Consider the following 18980-nt stretch of genomic DNA (forward strand, 5'->3'; position numbering starts at 1 on the left):
AGCGTTTGTAGCGTTTGCTGCCCGACACGACGCGCCCCGATTCGCCAGTGGCCGGCGAAGGCAGTATAATGGGGGCATACTGCAGGCAAGGTGGGAATCCGATGACACAACCACGTCTTCGCTGGCTCAAATATAGTCTGTCCCAGACCCAAAACCGCCTGGTTTTGATTCTGACAGGCGCCATCCTCATCCTGATTATCGCCGTGGGCGCAAGCACGTATTATTCGTCGACAGCGGTGCTTCAGGAGGAACTGAGCGAGCCGCAGCATCAGATGCTGCGGATTAGCATGAACTTTATTGACGGCTACATTCAAGAAACTAATCAACTGGCGATCAAGGTCGCGCTCAACAATAACGTCTATCAATTCCTGACCGGCGAGGAGCAGGCTTCCTACGCCAATATTACCGAGCTGTATCAGTTCATGGAGGCAGCGGTTAGCGCGGTCCCCTATATTAAAAGCGTATACATTTACGATAGTACCCGTGAGAGCTTCATGGCTTTTCCGCAGGGATACAGCTCGAACAAAATCACATTTGTCGATTCATCCTGGCTGGATGTAGAAGGCGAGTTCGGCGACCGGTCGATGCTCGTGAAGAAGCGGAGCGTCCCGCTTCGTCTGGGTGGAACGGCGACCGAGGTGTCGCTTTTTCGCAAAATTATCATCCAGGGCGAGCCTCGTGGTTTGATCGCCGTCAATTTCCGTAATGACCAGCTGTTCGCCCACATGCTGCCACCTTCTGTCTCCGATCTGGCGAGCCGGCGCTATATTCTGGACAGCCAGGATAACTTGGTTTACGAGATTGGTGATCATGCCTTCGAGCCAGGGACGGTCGAGGCCGCCATTTCCCAGCTCCAAGATCGGGACTCCGGTGAGTTCGGGCATGAGGGCAAGCGGCTGCTGGGATCGCAGATGCAATCACCAGTGACTGGCTGGCGGTATCTGTCTGTCGTCTCCCAGGACAGTCTGCTGGCAAGCACCAAGCAGATCCGCAATGTAGCCATGGCCGTATCTGTGGTCGCGTTGGCGCTGGGAGCGATGGCGATTATCTACTTCAATGCACGGGCCTTCAAGCCCGTGCGGCGGATGCGTCAGCTGCTGAGTCGGTACGAGCGGGATGACGAGGGTGCTGATTTGATCAATCTGGAAAAAATTACAGGTGAGCTGCTGACTGACCATGCCCAGCTCTCGCGGATGATCCGCCAGACGATGCCGGAAGCAGCCTCCAAGCTGCTTGTAGATATCTACACGGGCAACATGAATGGCCGCCGCGAGCTGTTGGAGAAATGGCGCAGCTATTACGCCGATTGGTCAGGCAGTGATTTAACCGTAGTGATGATTTCCATCGATGATTATGACACCTGGAACCGGCAGTACTCTCATGCAGACCGCTCGCTGCTCAAGTTCGCTATCATCAATGTGGTGGCTGAGCTGATGGCTGGCACATGGCGGGTGTCCTCCGCAGATCTGGGGCGCAACCGGATTGCCGTGCTGCTGCAGCCAGTAGAAGCAGATGGCGGTAATCCTCGCGTGGGCGAAATGGAGACGGTGACCTCTCCCGAAGAGGAGGCAGTGCCCGGAGTGCGGGAGCACCGTGCATCCATTGCCGCTGCGGAGCGGATGCGCGAGGCAGTCGTTATTGTATCGAAGCTGCTCAAGCTTAGCGTCTCTGTGGGTGTCAGCGGGCAGCAGGATGATGCAGGCAAGCTGCGTCAGGCGATGCTCGAGGCGGAGAATGCGCTTGGCTACCGGCTGCACCGGGGCAGCGGGTCCGTCATTCCTTACGCGGAAGTCTCCGATCACGAAATGCCCGAGCCCCGATTGCAGGAGGAGGCTATCGTCTCCGAGCTGACGGATGCTGTACGGGCAGGCCAGGAAGAGCAGGCGCTCCGGTCGCTTGAACGAATCGGCGATGAGATTCACCGAGACTATTGGTATCCGTCGGCGGCCTTGCCTTTGCTGGAGCTAGTTGCAGAGAGGTTGGAGCAGCTCTCCGAGGAGAAGCTGGAGGGCGAGGAGGCCTTGCCGCTTGGGGACTTGCCTTCGCTGCCGCTTGATTCGATTCTGGAGCGGCTGCGTCAGCGGGTGAGTGAACTGGCCGGACGCTTCGGCATCACGATTCAGAGCAAGGAATATGTCCTGTGCCAGCAGATGATTGGCTATATGAAGCAGCACCTGGAGGCGCCGATTGGCGTTCAGGAAATCGCCGATCATACGGGGATCAGTAGCTCGCTGGCGAGCCAGCTGTTCAAGCAGGAAATGAACGAGACGATTCACGGTTACTTTACCAAGCTGCGGATGGAGCGGGCGAGTGAGCTGCTGCTGAAGACGGACCACAAGATCTCGGAGATTGCCTCCATGGTCGGGTATCAGCACGAGAACAGCTTCATCCGCGTCTATCGCAAATACAAAGACATCACGCCGGGCAAATACCGGGAGATGATGCGGGCTCGCAAGGAGGGGCTGGCGGAATAATGGCCATACAAGGAGGCTAACAAGCGCATGGACAGACAGGCTATTGTGACGCGCAACCATCCGGTTTTGACGCAGGTGGAAGCGTTATCGCCTTTATCAGTTGGCAACGGGGAGTTCGCATTCAGTGCGGATTTCACCGGTTTGCAGTCGTATCCCGAGCGATATGAAGTCCCGATCGGCACCCAGTCCAACTGGGGTTGGCATTATACGGGAGGGCACACCAAGTATGGCGACGACGATATTGAGTTCCAGCTGTACGACACGCACGGCAGACAGGTTGGCTATCCCATGAAGCCGGGTGCCAAGGAAGAGGCGTACCATTGGCTGCGCCAAAATCCGCATCGCCTGCAACTGGGAAGGCTGGGACTGCGGCTGCAGCGAGCGGACGGGACGGAGCTGGCTGCCCAAGAGGTAAAGCCGCTCCATCAGGAATTGGATCTATGGCGGGGCGTGCTGCATAGCCGTTTTCTGGCTGATGGGGAGACAGTTGAGGTCACGACCGTCTGCCATCCCGAGGAAGACACGCTGGCTGTGCAGGTTAAGTCGTCGCTCACTGCCCAAGGCCGCCTGCAGCTGTTCCTCCGCTTCCCTGGCCCGGATATGCTGCATCGCAGCTGGGCCCGGTCGGTAGAAGCGGATTGGGACAATGAGGATCGGCACCTTAGTGAGATCGTGGCACAGAGCAGCCAGGATGCACTACTGCAGCGGACGATGGATGAGGACGGCTACCAGGTACGCTGGCGGTGGGATGGCGGCACGTTCGCCCAAAGCGGCACGCATGAATTCACGTGGACGCCAGAGCAGGCAGAGCAGGTGTCGTGTGTGCTGGCCTTCGGTACGAAGGCGCATGAGCCGGCACAGCTGCCGACGGTGCTGCAGGCCAGCTGCGAGTATTGGGAGCGATTCTGGCGGAGCGGGGCGGCCATTGATTTTGCGGGCAGCACCGATCCCAGGGCAGCGGAGCTGGAGCGCCGCGTAGTCCTCTCGCAGTATCTGTGCGCCATTCACAGCGGCGGCTCGATGCCGCCGCAAGAGACCGGGCTCATGTACAACAGCTGGTTCGGCAAGATGCACCTGGAGATGCACTGGTGGCATGCGGCGCATTTCCCGCTCTGGGGCAGATCCGAGCTGCTGTTGCGGAGCATGGACTGGTATCTGGACATTCTGCCCAAGGCACGCGAGCTGGCGGCATCGCAAGGCTACCGGGGGGCCCGCTGGCCCAAGATGGTCGGCTACGACGGCACGCAGACGCCATCCCCGGTGGCGCCGGGACTGATCTGGCAGCAGCCGCACCCGACGGCACTGGCCGAATATTGCTACCTGGAGCAGCCGACGGAGGAGCTGCTCACGCGTTATGCTCCCCTTGTATTCGAAGCAGCGGACTTCATGGTGGCCTATGCCCACTATGAGGAAGAGCGCGACGCCTATGTGCTGGGTCCGCCGCTCATTCCAGCGCAGGAGTGCCATGCCCTTGACGAGAGCATGAACCCGCCCTACGAGCTGGAGTACTGGAAATATGGCCTGGAGGTTGCTATCCGTTGGGCGGAGCGCCTGGGTCGCGAGGTCGATCCGAAGTGGCGTGAGGTAGCCGGGAAGATGGCTGCGCCACCGCAAGCCGAAGGCGTCTATCTGGCCCATGAGCGATGCGAGGATACGTATACGGATAAAAATCACGACCACCCGTCCATGGTCGGTGCGCTTGGGCTGCTGCCGGGTACGTTGGTGGATAAGACCGTCATGAAGAACACATTGCTGAAGGTCAAGGATAGCTGGGAGTGGGATTCCGCCTGGGGCTGGGATTTCCCGATGTGCGCCATGACCGCAGCGCGTCTGGGTGAGCCGGCGCTGGCCGTGGACTTCCTGCTCATGGAGGCGACAAAAAACACCTATCTGCCCAGCGGCCACAATTACCAGCGTCCCGGCCTGTCGGCTTATCTGCCGGGCAACGGAGGCCTGCTGACGGCCGTCGCGATGATGGCTGCTGGCTGGGCTGATGGAGCTGAGGCTACGCAAGGCATCAATCAGGGCGGACCGGGCTTCCCTAGTGAGGGCTGGAATGTGCGCTGGGAAGGTCTTAAGCCTTGGCTGTAAACGTCGTACCATTTTAAAAACAAAGGGAGCGATCGCCATGAAAGGCAAGGTATGGCCTTCAGAAGCGAAGGCACACAAGGACCGGGTGACGGGGTTGTCCGTTCGCCAGTTGACGGATCACAAGACACATAGCCATCATTTTTATTTTACCGAGAGCGGCTGGTATGATGAGGAGCGGCGGCTGCTGTTCTTCTCTGACCGCGGCAATAGCACCAACTTGTACTCCATGGATGTGGAGAGTGGCGAGATGCAGCAGTTGACGGATTATCCCGACAATAACGATCTCGAAGCCTGCATCCATCCGGATGAACGGATCGTTTATGTACGGGTCAAAGGCCAAATCGTCGAGCTCGATATGACGACGCTCGAAGAACGTGTCGTTTTCTCCTGCCCGGAAGGCTTCGGGATCGGCAATATGAGCTGTAGTGCAGATGGCCGGTATGTGTTGACCTGTATACAGGAGGATCTATCGCACCGGCTCGATCTGGATCTGGGGCATGGCTATGTCGGCCATCGCGAGCTGATGGAGGCGAAGCCGGTCAGCCGGATTGTAAGGATCGATGTCGATACGGACGAAGTGGACGTCTGCTATGAAGCGCATTGTTTCATTACGCATATTAATGCCTCCGGCACGGTGCCGTGGCTGATCACCTTTTGTCATGAAGGACCGTGGCAGCTGGTGGACCACCGCATCTGGGGACTCGATCTCCGGAACGGCAAGGCGTGGAAGATCCGCGAGCGACTGGAGCCGGCAGAGAAGGTGGGGCACGAGTTTTTCTTTCCCGACGGCGAACGAATCGGCTACCATGGCTTCCGGCTGGATGGGACCAACTACTTTGGCAGCATCCGTTACGACAACACGGAGATGGAGGAGCATGACTTCCCCTTCGACACATGGCATGCGCACGCGGACGGTAAGGACCAGGCGGTTGTCGATGGAAAAGGACAGGTGAAGACGCTCGTGATGTGGCGGCGGGATCAGACGGCTGATTTTGGTCCACCCCGGATTCTGTGTGAGCTGCGCTGCAGCTTCCATTCGCAGAAGGTACACGCACACCCGCGCTTTAACCGGACGGGCGAGCGCATTCTGTTCACCAGCGATAAGAATGGCTATGCGAATTTGTACATGGTCGAGCTGCCAGAGGACATTGAGGTGTTGCCGGTGATGGAGTGCTGAAAAAAGAAAGCCTACAGTCACGGATCGATCTTTCGATCGCTGTTGTCCCCAGATTCTATTCCGGACATCTCCGGCCTTTTTGAGGGCAGCCTGCTAACATTCTGACTTGTTGAGGACTGACGGCAACGTTAGTCCTTTTTGCTGCACCATCCTCTTTACGACGACCGTAATCATTCCTCCGCCAAATGGTTAATACTGTAATGAACAGTACAACCACAATAGGATGAGGTGAAGCGCAGATGAACAGACGCAAGCTGCTGATTACTGGTGCGGCAGGTAAAGTGGGTGGGAGCATCACGGCTGGACTGCGGGCATTGGACCGCTATGATATCATCGCTGCTGATCTGGAGGCGAACAGGCAGGAGGAGATTGTCGAGCTTAATGTGACCGATGCAGACCGCTGGCTGGAGCTGACTCGCGGTGTGGATACAGTTATTCATAACAGCTGGGCCAAGGACAATGAGGACTTTCTCGGCATGGTGCTGCCGGTCAATGTGACGGGCGCCTATCATCTCTATGAAGCGGCCCGGATCAATGGGGTGCGGCGGGTCGTTTTTGCCAGTTCCAATCATGCGATGGGCTTCTATCGGGTAGGTGAGGAGGCGGCGGTGGATGATCCCTACCGGCCTGATAGTCTCTACGGTCTGAGCAAGTGCTATATTGAGCTGCTTGGTCGCTATTATTCGGACAAATATGATCTGTCATCCATTAACATCCGGATCGGGAACTTCCCCGGCGATGATCGTCCGCACTCCGAGCGTTCCCTGCACATCTGGATTTCTGATCGCGACCTGGTGCAGCTGGCGGCTTGCTGCGTAGAGGCAGATGACTCGCACCGGTTTCTGTCGCTGTACGGCACCTCGGCCAACACAGACAATTATTACGATATCGGCTACCTCGCGGAGCTGATTGGCTACCGTCCCCAGGACGATGCGGCGGAGTTGCTCGCGGCCTCGGGGCTGTCGGAAGACGATATCAAGCAGGATGAGACGGCGTTTCAAGGTGGCGTAAAAAGGGAACGCTGACAGGCGCGCCTGCCATGGAAGCTTAGGAGGACATTTGCAGCGTGGCCAGCCTAACTCTTTTAATCTTTTAAAGTGTTAGCCCTTCGGGTATAATGACGAAAGATGAAATGGAGATAGGAGTTGTTTAAGCGTGGCACTTTCATGCGGAATTGTCGGTCTTCCTAACGTAGGTAAATCGACATTGTTTAACGCAATCACACAAGCAGGGGCCGAGTCGGCCAACTACCCGTTCTGTACGATCGACCCCAACGTCGGTATCGTCGAGGTACCGGATGAGCGTCTGGACAAGTTGACGGAGCTGGTCGTACCCAACAAAACTGTACCGACTGCCTTTGAATTTATTGATATCGCCGGCATCGTCAAAGGGGCAAGCAAAGGCGAAGGTCTGGGCAATAAATTTCTGGCACATATCCGCGAGGTGGACGCCATTGTGCATGTCGTGCGTTGCTTCCAGGATGAGAATATTACGCATGTCGACGGCAAAGTCGATCCGCTAAGCGATATCCAGACGATTAATCTGGAGCTGATTCTGGCTGACGTGGATTCGGTAGAGAAGCGCATCGAGCGCTCCCGCAAGAACATGAAGGGCGGCGACAAGAAATACGCTCAAGAGGTCGAATTGCTGGAGCGGATCAAGGAAGCCCTGTACGAAGATAAGCCGGTACGGAGTCTGGAGCTCACGGATGATGAGCGCCTGCTGATCCGCGACCTGCACCTGCTCACGATCAAGCCTGTTCTGTATGCTGCCAATGTCAGCGAGGCTGAGGTGGCAGATAGCGACAATAATCCGTACCTGAAGCAAGTCCGTGAATTTGCTGCTGCTGAGAACGCGGAAGTCGTGCCGATCAGCGCCAAGGTAGAGGCGGAGATCGCTGAGCTCGAGGGCGAAGACAAGGAAATGTTCCTGGAGGAGCTGGGTCTTGAGGAGTCGGGTCTGAACCGGCTGATTAAGGCTGCATACAAGCTGCTCGGCCTGTATACGTACTTCACTGCAGGTGTGCAAGAGGTTCGTGCCTGGACGATCCGCAAAGGGATGAAGGCGCCACAAGCGGCGGGCGTCATCCATACGGACTTCGAACGTGGCTTCATTCGGGCGGAAGTGGTGTCCTACGACGATCTGGTAGCCGCCGGTACGATGAATGCTGCCAAAGAACGCGGACAGCTCCGCCTTGAGGGCAAAGAATATGTCGTCAAGGACGGCGACGTTATGCATTTCCGTTTCAACGTATAGCGGGCACGCTGCGCAGGCAGCGCCCCAGAGGGCCTCACAGGGTGGGGCTTTTCCTCGTGGCTAATGAATTGCGTGATGGAGTAACGACTGCTCCAATTCTTGCGTAATGTGATATACTATAGGGAGGCAGGCGGGAGCGAAAGCTTGGACTGCCGAAGAATCAATTCTAATTGGCGGGACGAGGCACTCGTTCAGCGCCCGGGAGTGTGTGAACCATTATGAATTTGGACCGTTTGCAAGCGCTGGCGGACCGGTATGACAAACTGAGCGAGCTGCTGTGTGATCCGGATGTCGCCAGCGACACCAAGAAGCTCCGGGACTATTCCAAGGAGCAGTCCGATCTGCAGGAGCCGTATAATGCCTATATGGAGTACAAGGAAGCGTCTGAGCAGTATCACGATGCGAAGCAGATGCTCGAAGAAAAGCTCGACGACGAGATGCGCGAGATGGTGAAAATGGAGCTCGATGAGCAAGGCGAGCGGATGAAAGAGCTTGAAGAGCGTATCCGCGTCCTGTTATTGCCGAAGGACCCTAACGACGACAAGAACGTTATCGTTGAGGTGCGCGGCGCGGCGGGCGGCGATGAAGCAGCGCTGTTCGCATCCGACCTGTACCGCATGTACAGCAAGTTCGCCGATACGCAGGGCTGGCGCGTCGAGGTGTTAGAGGCTAGTGAGAGCGACCTGGGCGGTTACAAGGAGATCATCTTCATGATCAACGGCAAAGGCGCCTACTCCAAGCTGAAGTTCGAGAGCGGCGCGCATCGCGTGCAGCGGATTCCGGCTACCGAGTCGGGCGGCCGGATTCATACCTCTACTTCGACGGTAGCTGTTATGCCGGAGGTTGAGGATGTCGAGGTCGAGATTCTCGATAAGGATATCCGGATCGACACGTTTTGCTCGAGCGGCGCCGGCGGTCAGTCGGTTAATACAACCAAATCGGCCGTCCGGGTGCTGCATGTACCGACCGGCATCATGGCGACCTGTCAGGACGGCAAATCGCAGAACGAGAACAAGGCCAAGGCGCTCCAGGTGCTGCGGTCCCGGATCTACGATATCCGCCGTCAGGAGGAAGAAGCCAAGTATGCCGGCGAGCGCAAGAGCAAAGTCGGCACGGGCGACCGGAGTGAGCGGATCCGTACGTACAACTATCCGCAGAGCCGCGTAACCGATCACCGGATCGGGCTGACGCTGCACAAGCTGGATACCGTGCTGAACGGTGACATGGAGGAGATTATTTCCGCGCTGACCATCGCCGAGCAAGCGGAGATGCTGGAGCAGGAGAATTTGGCTTAATCTGCGAACGGCGAGAGGCCGGCAGATCCAGACTCGCAGAGCTGACGGTTGCTATCGAAGCTGGCGAGGAGGGGGCTGGCTTCCGGTGTCGTTCATACAGATGGGAATAGACGGGAGGTGGTTGTATGCAAGAGAAGCAGGACACATCGTCTGCACTTGTGTACTCCGCCGGCCTGACCTTAAGAGAAGCCTGCTTGCAGGCTTCTTCTCTTTTGGAGGGGGTCGGCGTGGGGGAGGCGCGCGCCAATAGCGAGCTGCTGCTGCTGCATCTGCTCGGTATCGAGCGGGCGCAGCTGCTGCGTGACTGGCGCGAGCCGTTGCCAGCGGAGCAGTGGGAGACGTGGCGCGAGCTGATCCGCCGCAAGGCAGCGGGCGAGCCGGTGCAGTACATTATGGGCGAGGGCTGGTTCTATGGCCGCGCCTTTGCGGTTGCGCCGGCGGTGCTGATTCCGCGCCCGGAGACGGAGCTGCTCGTAGAGGCGGTCCTGGAAGAGGCGGATCAGCTATGGCCAATGGCAAGCGGAGCGACAGTCAGCTCTTCTGACGTTGGAGCTGTCGCAGGACGGGCCCCGGCGGTGGGCGGTGAAGTGGCAAGGCCTGCGGGCTTCGCCTCCGATGCTGCAGCGAGGCAGAACGGTGACGGACCAACTGGCAAAATACTAAGCAAGAGTGATGACGCTCAGGTCGTCCGGAAGGCTGGAGACAGCGCAACGGTAAATGAAACGAGTCCTACTGTTCTGGATATCGGTACCGGCAGCGGTGCTATCGCCCTGACTCTGGCGGCTGAACGTCCGGCTTGGCACGTCTACGCCTCCGATCTGTCGACGGATGCACTTGCGGTCGCGCGGTCCAACTCGGTCTCGCTGGGCGTAGAGGAGCGCGTGACCTTCGTGCAAGGCGATCTGCTGGCACCGTTCATGCGACAGGAGGAAGCTTCAGGAGCAGCCTCGTCAGTCGCGGGATTGTCGGCGGATATTGTTGTCTCTAACCCGCCCTATATCCCGGCGGGCGATCTGCCCCACCTCCAGCGAGAGGTGCGGGATTACGAGCCTCGCTTGGCGCTGGACGGTGGCGACGACGGGCTCGACCCGTATCGGCGGATGGTGCAGCAGCTGGAGGGATTGTCACAGCTGCCGCGTATCGTCGCTTTTGAATTGGGCATGGGACAGGCCCGCGAAGTGGCAAGGCTGCTGGAGGAGCGGTTCACCTGGAGCAAGGTGCGGATTATCGAAGATTATGCGGGAATTGAGCGGCATGTGGTCGCTGTCAGATAGCATAGTTGGGGGAGGAACGGATGGTTGCAGCTATAGACTGCATCATCCGTTTTTCATGCCCCGCAAGAGTCTCACGAACACGAAAAACCGAATACATTGCGTTGCTAAGAGGCAAGAGAGTCTCAATAAGCATGAAAATTCGAGTTTATTGAGTGGATCGAGTACCAAATGAGCTCCACGAACACGAAAAACCGAATACATTGCGCTGCTGAGGGGCAAGAGAGTCCCAATAAGCACGAAAAATCGAGTTTATTAAGTGGATTAAGTACCAAATGAGCTCCACGAACACGAAAAACCGAATACATTGCACTGCTGAGGGGTCACGGAGGTAGTCTGATAGAGAGAGTTGAAGTTTTCGAGATTACTAGGTTTAGAGAATGGGAGCCGCGGACATACTGAGGAGCATAGACGTTCCGGAACGCAAGCTGACGCATCGACGGATGTGTACGAGAGGGGCTTGTGTGACATGGTTATCCGCAATCATACCCGTTTTTCTTATCGCGCTTCGTACGGTTATCTGTTTATTGCTCTGATGGTTCTTATTATGAGTTGGGAAGGCCAGCGGATGGATGCCGCTATCGTCCAGGGGGCGATTCCCGAAGAGTCGATCCGTCTGCGTATCCTTGCCAATTCTGACTCTCCGCAGGACCAGGCCATCAAACGCCACGTGCGAGATGCGGTCGTCGCAGAGATGGAGAGCTGGGCCACTGGACCCCAAACGATCGGGGAAGCACGCATGGCCATTCAGGCGAATCTGCCGCTGCTGCAGGCTGCGGTTGAAGATACATTGGAGAGCCGGGGGTTTACCTATGGGTTTGAGGTAGAGCTGGCTAACGTTCCGTTTCCGACAAAAATGTACGGCAGCCAAGTCTATCCAGCCGGCGACTACGAAGCACTGCGCGTTACACTGGGGGCTGGCGACGGCCAGAACTGGTGGTGCGTACTGTTTCCGCCACTTTGTTTTGTAGACGGAATTAGCGGTGAAGCCTCCGCAGCCGAATCGACACCAGTGAGTGAAGTGTCTGCTGATGCTTCTACGGATGCTTCGGCAAGTCAAGAAGCTGCTGCAGGCGACGAAGCGCCTGAGGTGAAGTTTTTTCTCTGGGAGCTGATTCAATCCATCATCGATTTCTTCCGCGGCTTGTTCAGTTAGTAGGGCACTGCTTGGAGCTTGATGTGGTATAATGGGACGCAGTTATTGCCGATTCCACCACAGCAGAAGGAATGAATACGTTGACCAAACAATGGGAAATTACTGTCACGGCAAGTGACAATCGTATAGAAGTAGAGAATGAATCCGGTCTGCAGGAAGCAGCAGCAATGCTGCGCGAGGGCAGACTGGTTGCGTTTCCGACGGAAACCGTCTATGGACTGGGAGCGAATGCTACTGACAGTGGGGCGGTGGCAGGTATATTCGAGGCCAAGGGACGACCGTCAGACAATCCGCTGATTGTTCATATCTCTGATACGGAGCAGTTGGCACCGCTGACGACTTCGTATGGAGCGTTGGAGAACGAGCTGATGCAAGCCTTCTGGCCAGGGCCGCTGACCTTGGTCTTGCCTGTGCGGGAAGGGGCGGTCTCGCCTCTCGTCACCGCCGGGCTGGATACGGTCGCTGTACGGATGCCGGATCATCCTGTAGCGCTGCGGCTGATTACGGCTGCAGGCTGCCCGGTGGCTGCTCCGAGCGCCAACCGCTCGGGACGCCCCAGCCCCACTAGGGCGGATCATGTCGCGGAAGACCTCTTGGGCCGTATTGATGGTCTCGTCGATGGGGGAGCAACCGGCGTCGGACTGGAGTCAACGGTGGTACGAGTCGTGGATGGACAGATCGTCCTGCTCCGCCCAGGTGGCGTAACAGCTGAAATGCTGCGCCGGTTTGGTGAAGTGTTGCAGGTGGAGGATGATACGACCAATCATTCACCGAGCGTCGGAGAAGGTGTAGAGCGCGCGCCCCGGGCTGCGAAGACTCATGCGGTGGAGGATGAGCAAGTGCATGCTTCGCATGATTCACAGGTACAGGGTCAGAACGCACATCACCCAGCATCTGGCGATGAAGGGATGGGCCTTGCCCGCCAGGTGCACATGGTAGATGTAGGCAGTGGGGAGGGCGCCCCACGTTCGCCCGGCATGAAGTACACCCATTACGCGCCGCGCGGAGAGATGGAGCTCGTCGCAGGTGCGTCAGATCGGGTCCAGGCCTATATCCAGGCTGGGGTGGATGCCGCCGGGGACCGGGGCTTAGTCACTGGCGTGCTCACCTATACGGAGCATGAAGCCGAGTACCGGGCCGACCATGTCGTTGCTATGGGTTCGCTGGCTGAGTTGGAGACGGTGGCGCACGGTTTGTATGCTGCTTTGCGAGAAATGGACGCAAGCGGCGTGGAGCGCATCTGGGCCCAGGCCTGTCCGGACGCGGGCATCGGTGAAGCGCTGCTGAACCGACTGGCCAAGGCTGCGGGCCACCGGCTGGTGCAGGTGTAAGTGTGCTGCAGCGACCGGCTGTAAGGGACTTTTGTTCCTCTGCAGGAGCGTAAGTCCGCTAACCGCGAGCTGTAAGGGACCTTTGTTCCTCTATTTGCCTGGCAATCCGCTGTTCGGCTGCTGTAACGCACCTTTGTTCCTCTATTTAGCTGGCAACCCGTTGTTTGGCAGCTGTAGCGCACCTTTGTTCCTCTATTTGCCTGGAAACCGGCTGTTTGGCAGCTGTAGCGCACCTTTGTTCCTCTATTTGCCTGACAACCCGTCGATCAGCTGCTGTAACGTACCTTTGTTCCTCTAAAAAGGTAGCCCGCCGTTTGCCTGGCCATTATCTCTGTCGCTAGACACCAAGCCCCCTCGCCGAGGGGGCTTGGTCATGTTTGCCGTCTTGTCCGCATATGCTGGATCAAACGACGGATTGGACATGGGGGAGGACTGCCATACATGATGGTTGAAGCAACCATGCAGACGGGACAGTTGCTGACGATCTTGCTGATGGCCGCTGCGTTGGGCATGGACGCTTTCTCGCTGGGCATCGGGATCGGTTTGAAGGGGATTCGGCTGGTCCATGTGCTGCGGCTGAGCGGCGTCATCGCTTTGTTTCACATTCTGATGCCGCTTGCCGGCATCCTGACCGGTCATTATATGAGCGAACTGCTCGGGCAGGTGGCGACGACTGCTGCGGGCGTGCTGCTGCTCTTGCTGGGCGCCCATATGATCTATAACTCGCTCCGCTCCGGCTCGGAGAGCAGCATTGATCACACCTCCCTCTGGGGCACCCTGCTGCTGGGTCTGATGGTGAGTATCGACTCCTTTTCCGTTGGTGTGTCGCTCGGCATGTTCTCCGCCAATCTGCTGCTGACGGTGCTGATCTTTGGATTGTTCGGCGGATTGGCGGCGATTCTCGGGCTGCTACTGGGCCGCAGAGTGAGCGGGAGCCTAGGGGAATACGGGGAGGCTTGTGGCGGTGTGATTCTGCTTGTATTCGGTCTGATGTTTTTAATCTAAACCAGATGTGGTAAAAATAAAGGGTACAGGCATGAGGATGGAGAACTATAGGAGCATGAGATCGGTAGGAAAGGAGCGTTGCGTCCTTGAAACGCATTTTATTCGTATGTACCGGCAACACCTGCCGCAGTCCGATGGCGGAAGCGCTGCTTCGTGATCTGGCACAGCGGGAAGGCATGGCGCTGGAGGTTCGATCCGCAGGCGTATCGACGATAGATGGTCTGCCCATCTCTGCCAATGCTGCCGAGACACTGCGGCGCCGAGAGATCCGTCATGGAGCAAGCTCACGGGCACTGACAGCCGAAGCGGTCGCTTGGGCCGATCTGATCCTGACGATGACTGCCGGTCACAAGCGCCATTTACTGGAGCGGTACCCGCAAGCGGTGGATAAAAGCCATACGCTCAAAGAGTTTGTTGCCCGGGAAGGGGAAGTCCTCTCGGACATTGAAGAACTGGAGCGTCTATACACGGATTTGCATATGAAGCAGGCGCTTGGCGGTCAGCTCACGGAGCAGGAGCGAGCCAGGCTGCTGGAGCTGGAGGCCCGGATCCCTAGCTTCGACATCGGCGATCCGTTCGGAGGCAGCCTCTCGCAGTACGAGATGACGGCGGAAGAGATCGCTGAAGCGCTGGGCAAGCTGCTTCGTAAGCTGCGGTGACGTCTTGATTTTTGGCAGGGATTCCATTATAGTTAGGATAACAAACAAGGATCCGGTGTAACTGGCGACGGAAGTGGGCAACCACGGGGGAGCATCGGAACATATGGCCGGTCGCCTGGGCAAAGAGCAGCGTGCATTGCACGTCATGCTCTTTTTTCGTCTTTTTGGGGGTATTCGGGTATAATGGGACAAGAATAGTTCAAGCAAGGGCATAGCGGACAACTGCGCCGCTGTGTACTCATTATATCTGCTTCCGAAGTGAGTTTTCCTTCGGAAAACTTTTAGGAGGGTTCTTATGAAAATTGCCATCGGCGCTGATCATGCAGGTTACCGCTTGAAGGATGTGGTGGTTCCATATTTGGAATCGCTAGGTCACGAAGTGCAGGACTTCGGCTGGAGCAGTGAACAATCCGTTGATTACCCGGACTACGCCCTGCAAGTATGCAATCAGGTGGTGGAAGGCAATGTGGAACGCGGAATACTGATCTGCGGCACTGGCATCGGGATGTCGATCGCAGCCAACAAGATTCCCGGTATTCGCTGCGCTCTGACGCATGATCTGTTCTCGGCCAAAGCCACCCGCGAGCACAATGATACCAATGTGCTGGCGCTTGGCGAACGCGTAATCGGCCCTGGGGTAGCTCAGGAGATCATCCGGATCTGGCTAGAGACGCCGTTCTCCGAGGGCGAACGCCATATCGGCCGCATCAGCAAGGTCAAAGCGCTGGAAGACAAGCAATCGCTGCACCCGTAAGCGGAGGTCTATATGACTAACGTAGATTTGAAGACAATTGCATCTGATGTAGAGGCTACAGTAAGAGAGCTGGTTGATGCCGCAAGGCTCAGTAACGGCCAATTACTGGTCATTGGAACCAGCACGAGCGAGGTGGCGGGTCAGCACATCGGTACTTCCGGCACCCTAGAGATCGCAAGGGCGATCTATGAAGGTGTCGAGGCTGTGCGCCGGGAACGGGGATTCTACCCGGTCTACCAGTGCTGCGAGCATCTCAACCGGGCGCTGGTGCTGACGCGCGAAGCGGCGGAGCGCTATGGTCTGGAGGAAGTGGCCGCTGTTCCTGTACCAGGAGCCGGTGGTTCGATGGCCGCGTATGCGTACCGGACCCTTAACGAGGCATTGCTCGTTGAATCGGTGCAGGCACACGCCGGTATCGACATTGGCGACACGCTGATCGGCATGCATCTCCGGAGGGTCGCTGTGCCCGTGCGCCCGACGATCCGCCGGATCGGAGAGGCTCATGTCACTATGGCAACCACCCGGCCGCGTCTGATCGGCGGCGCCAGGGCCGTCTACGTGCTGGATGGTGAGCCGCTGCTGCAGGCAGCCGAGGCAACGCCAGAACAGCCAGGCGGCACGTGTGATTAAGTAAGACCAATTATAACTTATTTTTACCGTCTTCCGCTTCGCCCAGCCGGGATTTCCGGTTGCGGCGGAACGGATACGGATTATAGGGAGGATATTAGAACTTATGGAACATCTTCGCAAACAGGATCCAGAATTGCTCGCGGCCCTTGGCCTGGAGCTGAAGCGTCAACGCGACAACATCGAACTGATTGCATCCGAGAATATCGTCAGCGAGGCAGTACTTGAGGCGATGGGATCTGTCCTGACCAACAAGTATGCTGAAGGCTACCCAGGCAAGCGTTTCTATGGTGGTTGTGAGCATGTCGACATTGCGGAAGATATCGCACGCGACCGTGCAAAAGAACTGTTCGGCGCAGAGCATGCCAATGTGCAGCCGCACTCTGGCGCGCAAGCGAATATGGCTGTTTACCTGGCTACCCTCAACCCTGGTGACACCGTGCTTGGTATGAACCTGGCGCATGGCGGTCATCTGACGCACGGCAGTCCGGTTAATGCTTCCGGTTTGCTCTACAACTTTGTCGCTTACGGTGTTGAAGAAGACACATTCACCATTAACTACGACGATGTTCGCAAAGCTGCATTCAAGCATCGTCCGAAGATGATCGTTGCCGGTGCAAGTGCCTATCCGCGTATTATCGACTTCGAGAAGCTGGGTCAAATCGCGAATGACGTAGGCGCCCTGTTCATGGTCGATATGGCGCATATCGCTGGTCTTGTGGCTGCTGGTTTGCATCCAAGTCCGGTACCGCATGCACACTTCGTGACAACGACGACGCACAAGACGCTGCGTGGACCGCGCGGTGGTCTGATTCTTTGCCGCAAGCCGTGGGCTGCAGCCATTGACAAAGCTGTCTTCCCAGGCTCCCAGGGCGGACCGCTCATGCATATCATTGCAGCCAAAGCCGTAGCATTTGGCGAAGCGTTGCAGCCATCGTTCAAGGAATATGCCCAGCAAGTAGTCAACAACGCTCGTGTGTTGGCGGAAGCGCTCGTTGGCGAAGGCCTGAACATTGTCTCCGGCGGTACGGACAACCACCTGATGCTGGTTGATACGCGCAGCCTGAACATTACAGGCAAGCAAGCTGAGCATCTGCTGGATCAAGTTGGTATTACGGTAAACAAAAACGCGATTCCATTTGACCCAACTTCGCCGTTCATCACTAGCGGCATCCGGATCGGTACTCCGGCGGCAACATCCCGGGGCATGGACGAAGCGGCGATGCAAGTGATTGCCGAAGTTATCGCAATGACGCTCAAAAACCCGGAAGATGCAGACGTGCATGCCAAGGCAGAAGCACGTGTCCGCGATCTGACGGCACAATATCCGCTGTATCCGGACATGAAGTACTAATTGTCCCGGTTTATAGCATGACAAAAGACTCCAGTCTCGCTGCCTCAGCGGAACTGGAGTCTTTGTGCATGTTGTGTATACGTAAGGCGGCCTAACGTACCCGGCGTCTCGCCTTTCCTGTGATGGACTGGAACGTATCCATGAGCTTTTGGCGGGCATGTTTGTTGCGGAGCAGATACGCGGCCCCCATGCCGAGTGCGGACATCAACATACGTCTTTTCATGATTATTCCTCCTCCAGGTTAGTTGGTAGCACCTGCTTACTGTTTGTAGGCGTTTCTTAGAATATACCCGGCAGGGGATGGCTTAAACATAGGCGTGCTCTCTTGTGGTAAAGTGAAACCATGGAAATTCATCAGCGAGGAGAGATGAGATGGAGCCGATTATTATCATTGTGGCGGTTGTTGTGCTGCTGTCAGTGCTGTACTATTCGTTTGTCAAAAAAGAACGGCAGGCAGGGCCTAATAAGGAAAGCAGCTGGCCAGCTCACCAGCCGCCGCAGAAGCTGGGAATCTTCGCCGGGCATATGGCGTATGATGCGGCTCTCCGTCTGGAGGAATCCATTCCGGCGGGCTACGAAGAGCGGATCAAGGAGCGGATGCAGCAACAAGACACGACCCTCACCGATCGTGAATGGCAATGGCGCTGGCATGAGCTCAAGCGGTTTCTGCTGATGGGTGCATTATTGCGCCGCGTCAACATGTACAGTGCCCAAGTGGATGAAGTATGGCATGAGATGCTGATGTTCACGCGCGAATACCAGGAGTTCTGTGAACGCTTCTGCGGCCGAATGATTCACCATGCCCCGCATAGCAGTGCCGTGGAAACAGCCGGCAAGCTGCAGGAGCCTGGCGCGGAACGGGCGTGGTTTGACTGGGTGTATGGGGAGCTGTTTGGCCCTGACAACCCGGGTTCTCGTCTATGGGGAGCGATGTACCGGACCCCCATGTCCCCTGCGTTGCTGGAGCTGCTGGGGCAAGACGATGAAGAGCCGGCGCGCAAGGAGCTGTTCAATAGCGGTCTAGGCGATCAGTCTCCGGAGCTGGTGCAGGCACGGGAAGGACTACTGCGCCGGGCGAGGGAGCAGCTGCACGAGGTGGAAGAGCTCGCTTCACGAGGGGAACGACGCTATGCTCGCGGGTCAGATGAGACGGTTACGTGGTCGCTACTGGGTGGTACACTTATGCTGGCGTCCGTAACGGCCCCCGACCAGCTGCAGTCTTCGATGGAAGAGGTCATGGGCCCTCAGCAGCGGCAGCAGCAATCCACCAGCAGTTGCGGCGCGGGCACGACAGGCGCGCAGGAGCGGGATTCATATGATGTAGACTCCTCTCAGGACAGCGGTCATTCAGGCGGTGGGGATAGCGGCGGCGATGGCGGCGGTTCCTCCTGCTCGGGCGGCGGCTGCGGCTCGTCCTAAAGACAGTGACAAGCTTCCTGTGCAGAGATGGCTCTACAGTGCTATAATATACAAGGCTCTGAGTCAACCCTAAGAGGTAGTAACTTGTACTCTAATATTTCCATGACTCAG

17 protein-coding genes and 1 riboswitch are annotated in these 18980 nt (G+C 57.2%); of the genes, 16 read left to right on the plus strand and 1 reads right to left on the minus strand.

Annotated elements, in window-relative coordinates; translation table 11 throughout:
• Nucleotides 1–101: 101 nt before the first annotated feature.
• From F556_RS0123535 to F556_RS0123600, 15 genes are all read left to right on the plus strand, one after another.
• Nucleotides 102–2474 (plus strand): helix-turn-helix domain-containing protein, encoded by a 2373-nt coding sequence (locus tag F556_RS0123535; protein ID WP_020619456.1) that lies wholly within the window; start codon nt 102–104, stop codon nt 2472–2474.
• A 27-nt stretch (nt 2475–2501) separates the two neighbouring features.
• The gene (locus F556_RS0123540) at nt 2502–4565 is read left to right on the plus strand and encodes a glycoside hydrolase family 65 protein (RefSeq protein ID WP_020619457.1); all 2064 of its coding nucleotides are present in this window, start codon (nt 2502–2504) and stop codon (nt 4563–4565) included.
• 37 nt (nt 4566–4602) lie between these two features.
• Nucleotides 4603–5742 (plus strand): oligogalacturonate lyase family protein, encoded by a 1140-nt coding sequence (locus F556_RS0123545; RefSeq protein ID WP_020619458.1) that lies wholly within the window; start codon nt 4603–4605, stop codon nt 5740–5742.
• A 239-nt stretch (nt 5743–5981) separates the two neighbouring features.
• Entirely contained in the window at nt 5982–6767 is a 786-nt protein-coding gene (locus F556_RS0123550; protein ID WP_020619459.1) for an NAD-dependent epimerase/dehydratase family protein, read from the plus strand.
• Between the two features lie 130 nt (nt 6768–6897).
• Nucleotides 6898–7998 carry a redox-regulated ATPase YchF gene (gene ychF, locus F556_RS0123555; RefSeq protein ID WP_020619460.1) on the plus strand — a complete coding sequence of 367 codons (1101 nt, stop codon included), beginning with the start codon at nt 6898–6900 and terminating at the stop codon, nt 7996–7998.
• A 218-nt stretch (nt 7999–8216) separates the two neighbouring features.
• Nucleotides 8217–9293: a peptide chain release factor 1 gene (gene prfA, locus F556_RS0123560; RefSeq protein ID WP_020619461.1), complete on the plus strand. Its 1077-nt coding sequence runs from the start codon at nt 8217–8219 to the stop codon at nt 9291–9293.
• A 125-nt stretch (nt 9294–9418) separates the two neighbouring features.
• Complete coding sequence (locus F556_RS0123565; protein ID WP_020619462.1) at nt 9419–10567, plus strand: N5-glutamine methyltransferase family protein; 1149 nt, start codon at nt 9419–9421, stop codon at nt 10565–10567.
• 466 nt (nt 10568–11033) lie between these two features.
• On the plus strand, nt 11034–11720 hold the full coding sequence (gene spoIIR / locus F556_RS0123570; protein WP_020619463.1) for a stage II sporulation protein R: 687 nt from the start codon (nt 11034–11036) through the stop codon (nt 11718–11720).
• Between the two features lie 71 nt (nt 11721–11791).
• On the plus strand, nt 11792–13051 hold the full coding sequence (locus tag F556_RS0123575) for an L-threonylcarbamoyladenylate synthase (protein WP_020619464.1): 1260 nt from the start codon (nt 11792–11794) through the stop codon (nt 13049–13051).
• A gap of 82 nt (nt 13052–13133) precedes the next feature.
• A complete protein-coding gene (locus F556_RS37295) occupies nt 13134–13349 on the plus strand; it encodes a hypothetical protein (RefSeq protein ID WP_169447632.1) in 216 nt (71 codons plus the stop codon).
• A 146-nt stretch (nt 13350–13495) separates the two neighbouring features.
• On the plus strand, nt 13496–14056 hold the full coding sequence (locus F556_RS0123580) for a manganese efflux pump MntP (RefSeq protein WP_026297462.1): 561 nt from the start codon (nt 13496–13498) through the stop codon (nt 14054–14056).
• Nucleotides 14057–14142: 86 nt separating this feature from the next.
• A complete protein-coding gene (locus F556_RS0123585) occupies nt 14143–14715 on the plus strand; it encodes a low molecular weight protein arginine phosphatase (protein ID WP_020619466.1) in 573 nt (190 codons plus the stop codon).
• 47 nt (nt 14716–14762) lie between these two features.
• Nucleotides 14763–14843: riboswitch (ZMP/ZTP riboswitch) on the plus strand.
• Between the two features lie 167 nt (nt 14844–15010).
• On the plus strand, nt 15011–15469 hold the full coding sequence (gene rpiB, locus F556_RS0123590) for a ribose 5-phosphate isomerase B (protein ID WP_020619467.1): 459 nt from the start codon (nt 15011–15013) through the stop codon (nt 15467–15469).
• A gap of 12 nt (nt 15470–15481) precedes the next feature.
• Nucleotides 15482–16099, plus strand: coding sequence for a TIGR01440 family protein (locus F556_RS0123595; RefSeq protein WP_020619468.1), 618 nt, complete (start codon nt 15482–15484; stop codon nt 16097–16099).
• A gap of 103 nt (nt 16100–16202) precedes the next feature.
• Nucleotides 16203–17450: a serine hydroxymethyltransferase gene (locus F556_RS0123600; protein WP_020619469.1), complete on the plus strand. Its 1248-nt coding sequence runs from the start codon at nt 16203–16205 to the stop codon at nt 17448–17450.
• A gap of 91 nt (nt 17451–17541) precedes the next feature.
• Here the strand turns inward: F556_RS0123600 and F556_RS39095 are convergent, their stop codons facing one another.
• Nucleotides 17542–17673: a hypothetical protein gene (locus F556_RS39095; protein ID WP_020619470.1), complete on the minus strand. Its 132-nt coding sequence runs from the start codon at nt 17671–17673 to the stop codon at nt 17542–17544.
• Nucleotides 17674–17822: 149 nt separating this feature from the next.
• Between F556_RS39095 and F556_RS36595 the strand changes: the two genes are divergently transcribed.
• Entirely contained in the window at nt 17823–18869 is a 1047-nt protein-coding gene (locus F556_RS36595; protein ID WP_020619471.1) for a glycine-rich domain-containing protein, read from the plus strand.
• The last annotated feature ends 111 nt before the right edge of the window (nt 18870–18980 follow it).

It is taken from the genome of Paenibacillus daejeonensis DSM 15491 (assembly GCF_000378385.1).
In the GTDB taxonomy this organism is placed as follows: Bacteria; Bacillota; Bacilli; order Paenibacillales; family Paenibacillaceae; genus Paenibacillus_D; species Paenibacillus_D daejeonensis.

Excerpts from the sequence above, each read along its gene's own strand:
- F556_RS0123535 (WP_020619456.1), top strand. The coding sequence starts at position 102 with ATGACACAACCACGTCTTCGCTGGCTCAAATATAGTCTGTCCCAGACC.
- F556_RS0123540 (WP_020619457.1), top strand. The coding sequence starts at position 2,502 with ATGGACAGACAGGCTATTGTGACGCGCAACCATCCGGTTTTGACGCAG.
- F556_RS0123545 (WP_020619458.1), top strand. The coding sequence starts at position 4,603 with ATGAAAGGCAAGGTATGGCCTTCAGAAGCGAAGGCACACAAGGACCGG.
- F556_RS0123550 (WP_020619459.1), top strand. The coding sequence starts at position 5,982 with ATGAACAGACGCAAGCTGCTGATTACTGGTGCGGCAGGTAAAGTGGGT.
- prfA (WP_020619461.1), top strand. The coding sequence starts at position 8,217 with ATGAATTTGGACCGTTTGCAAGCGCTGGCGGACCGGTATGACAAACTG.
- F556_RS0123565 (WP_020619462.1), top strand. The coding sequence starts at position 9,419 with ATGCAAGAGAAGCAGGACACATCGTCTGCACTTGTGTACTCCGCCGGC.
- spoIIR (WP_020619463.1), top strand. The coding sequence starts at position 11,034 with ATGGTTATCCGCAATCATACCCGTTTTTCTTATCGCGCTTCGTACGGT.
- F556_RS0123575 (WP_020619464.1), top strand. The coding sequence starts at position 11,792 with ATGAATACGTTGACCAAACAATGGGAAATTACTGTCACGGCAAGTGAC.
- F556_RS0123580 (WP_026297462.1), top strand. The coding sequence starts at position 13,496 with ATGGTTGAAGCAACCATGCAGACGGGACAGTTGCTGACGATCTTGCTG.
- rpiB (WP_020619467.1), top strand. The coding sequence starts at position 15,011 with ATGAAAATTGCCATCGGCGCTGATCATGCAGGTTACCGCTTGAAGGAT.
- F556_RS0123595 (WP_020619468.1), top strand. The coding sequence starts at position 15,482 with ATGACTAACGTAGATTTGAAGACAATTGCATCTGATGTAGAGGCTACA.
- F556_RS0123600 (WP_020619469.1), top strand. The coding sequence starts at position 16,203 with ATGGAACATCTTCGCAAACAGGATCCAGAATTGCTCGCGGCCCTTGGC.
- F556_RS39095 (WP_020619470.1), bottom strand. The coding sequence starts at position 17,673 with ATGAAAAGACGTATGTTGATGTCCGCACTCGGCATGGGGGCCGCGTAT.
- F556_RS36595 (WP_020619471.1), top strand. The coding sequence starts at position 17,823 with ATGGAGCCGATTATTATCATTGTGGCGGTTGTTGTGCTGCTGTCAGTG.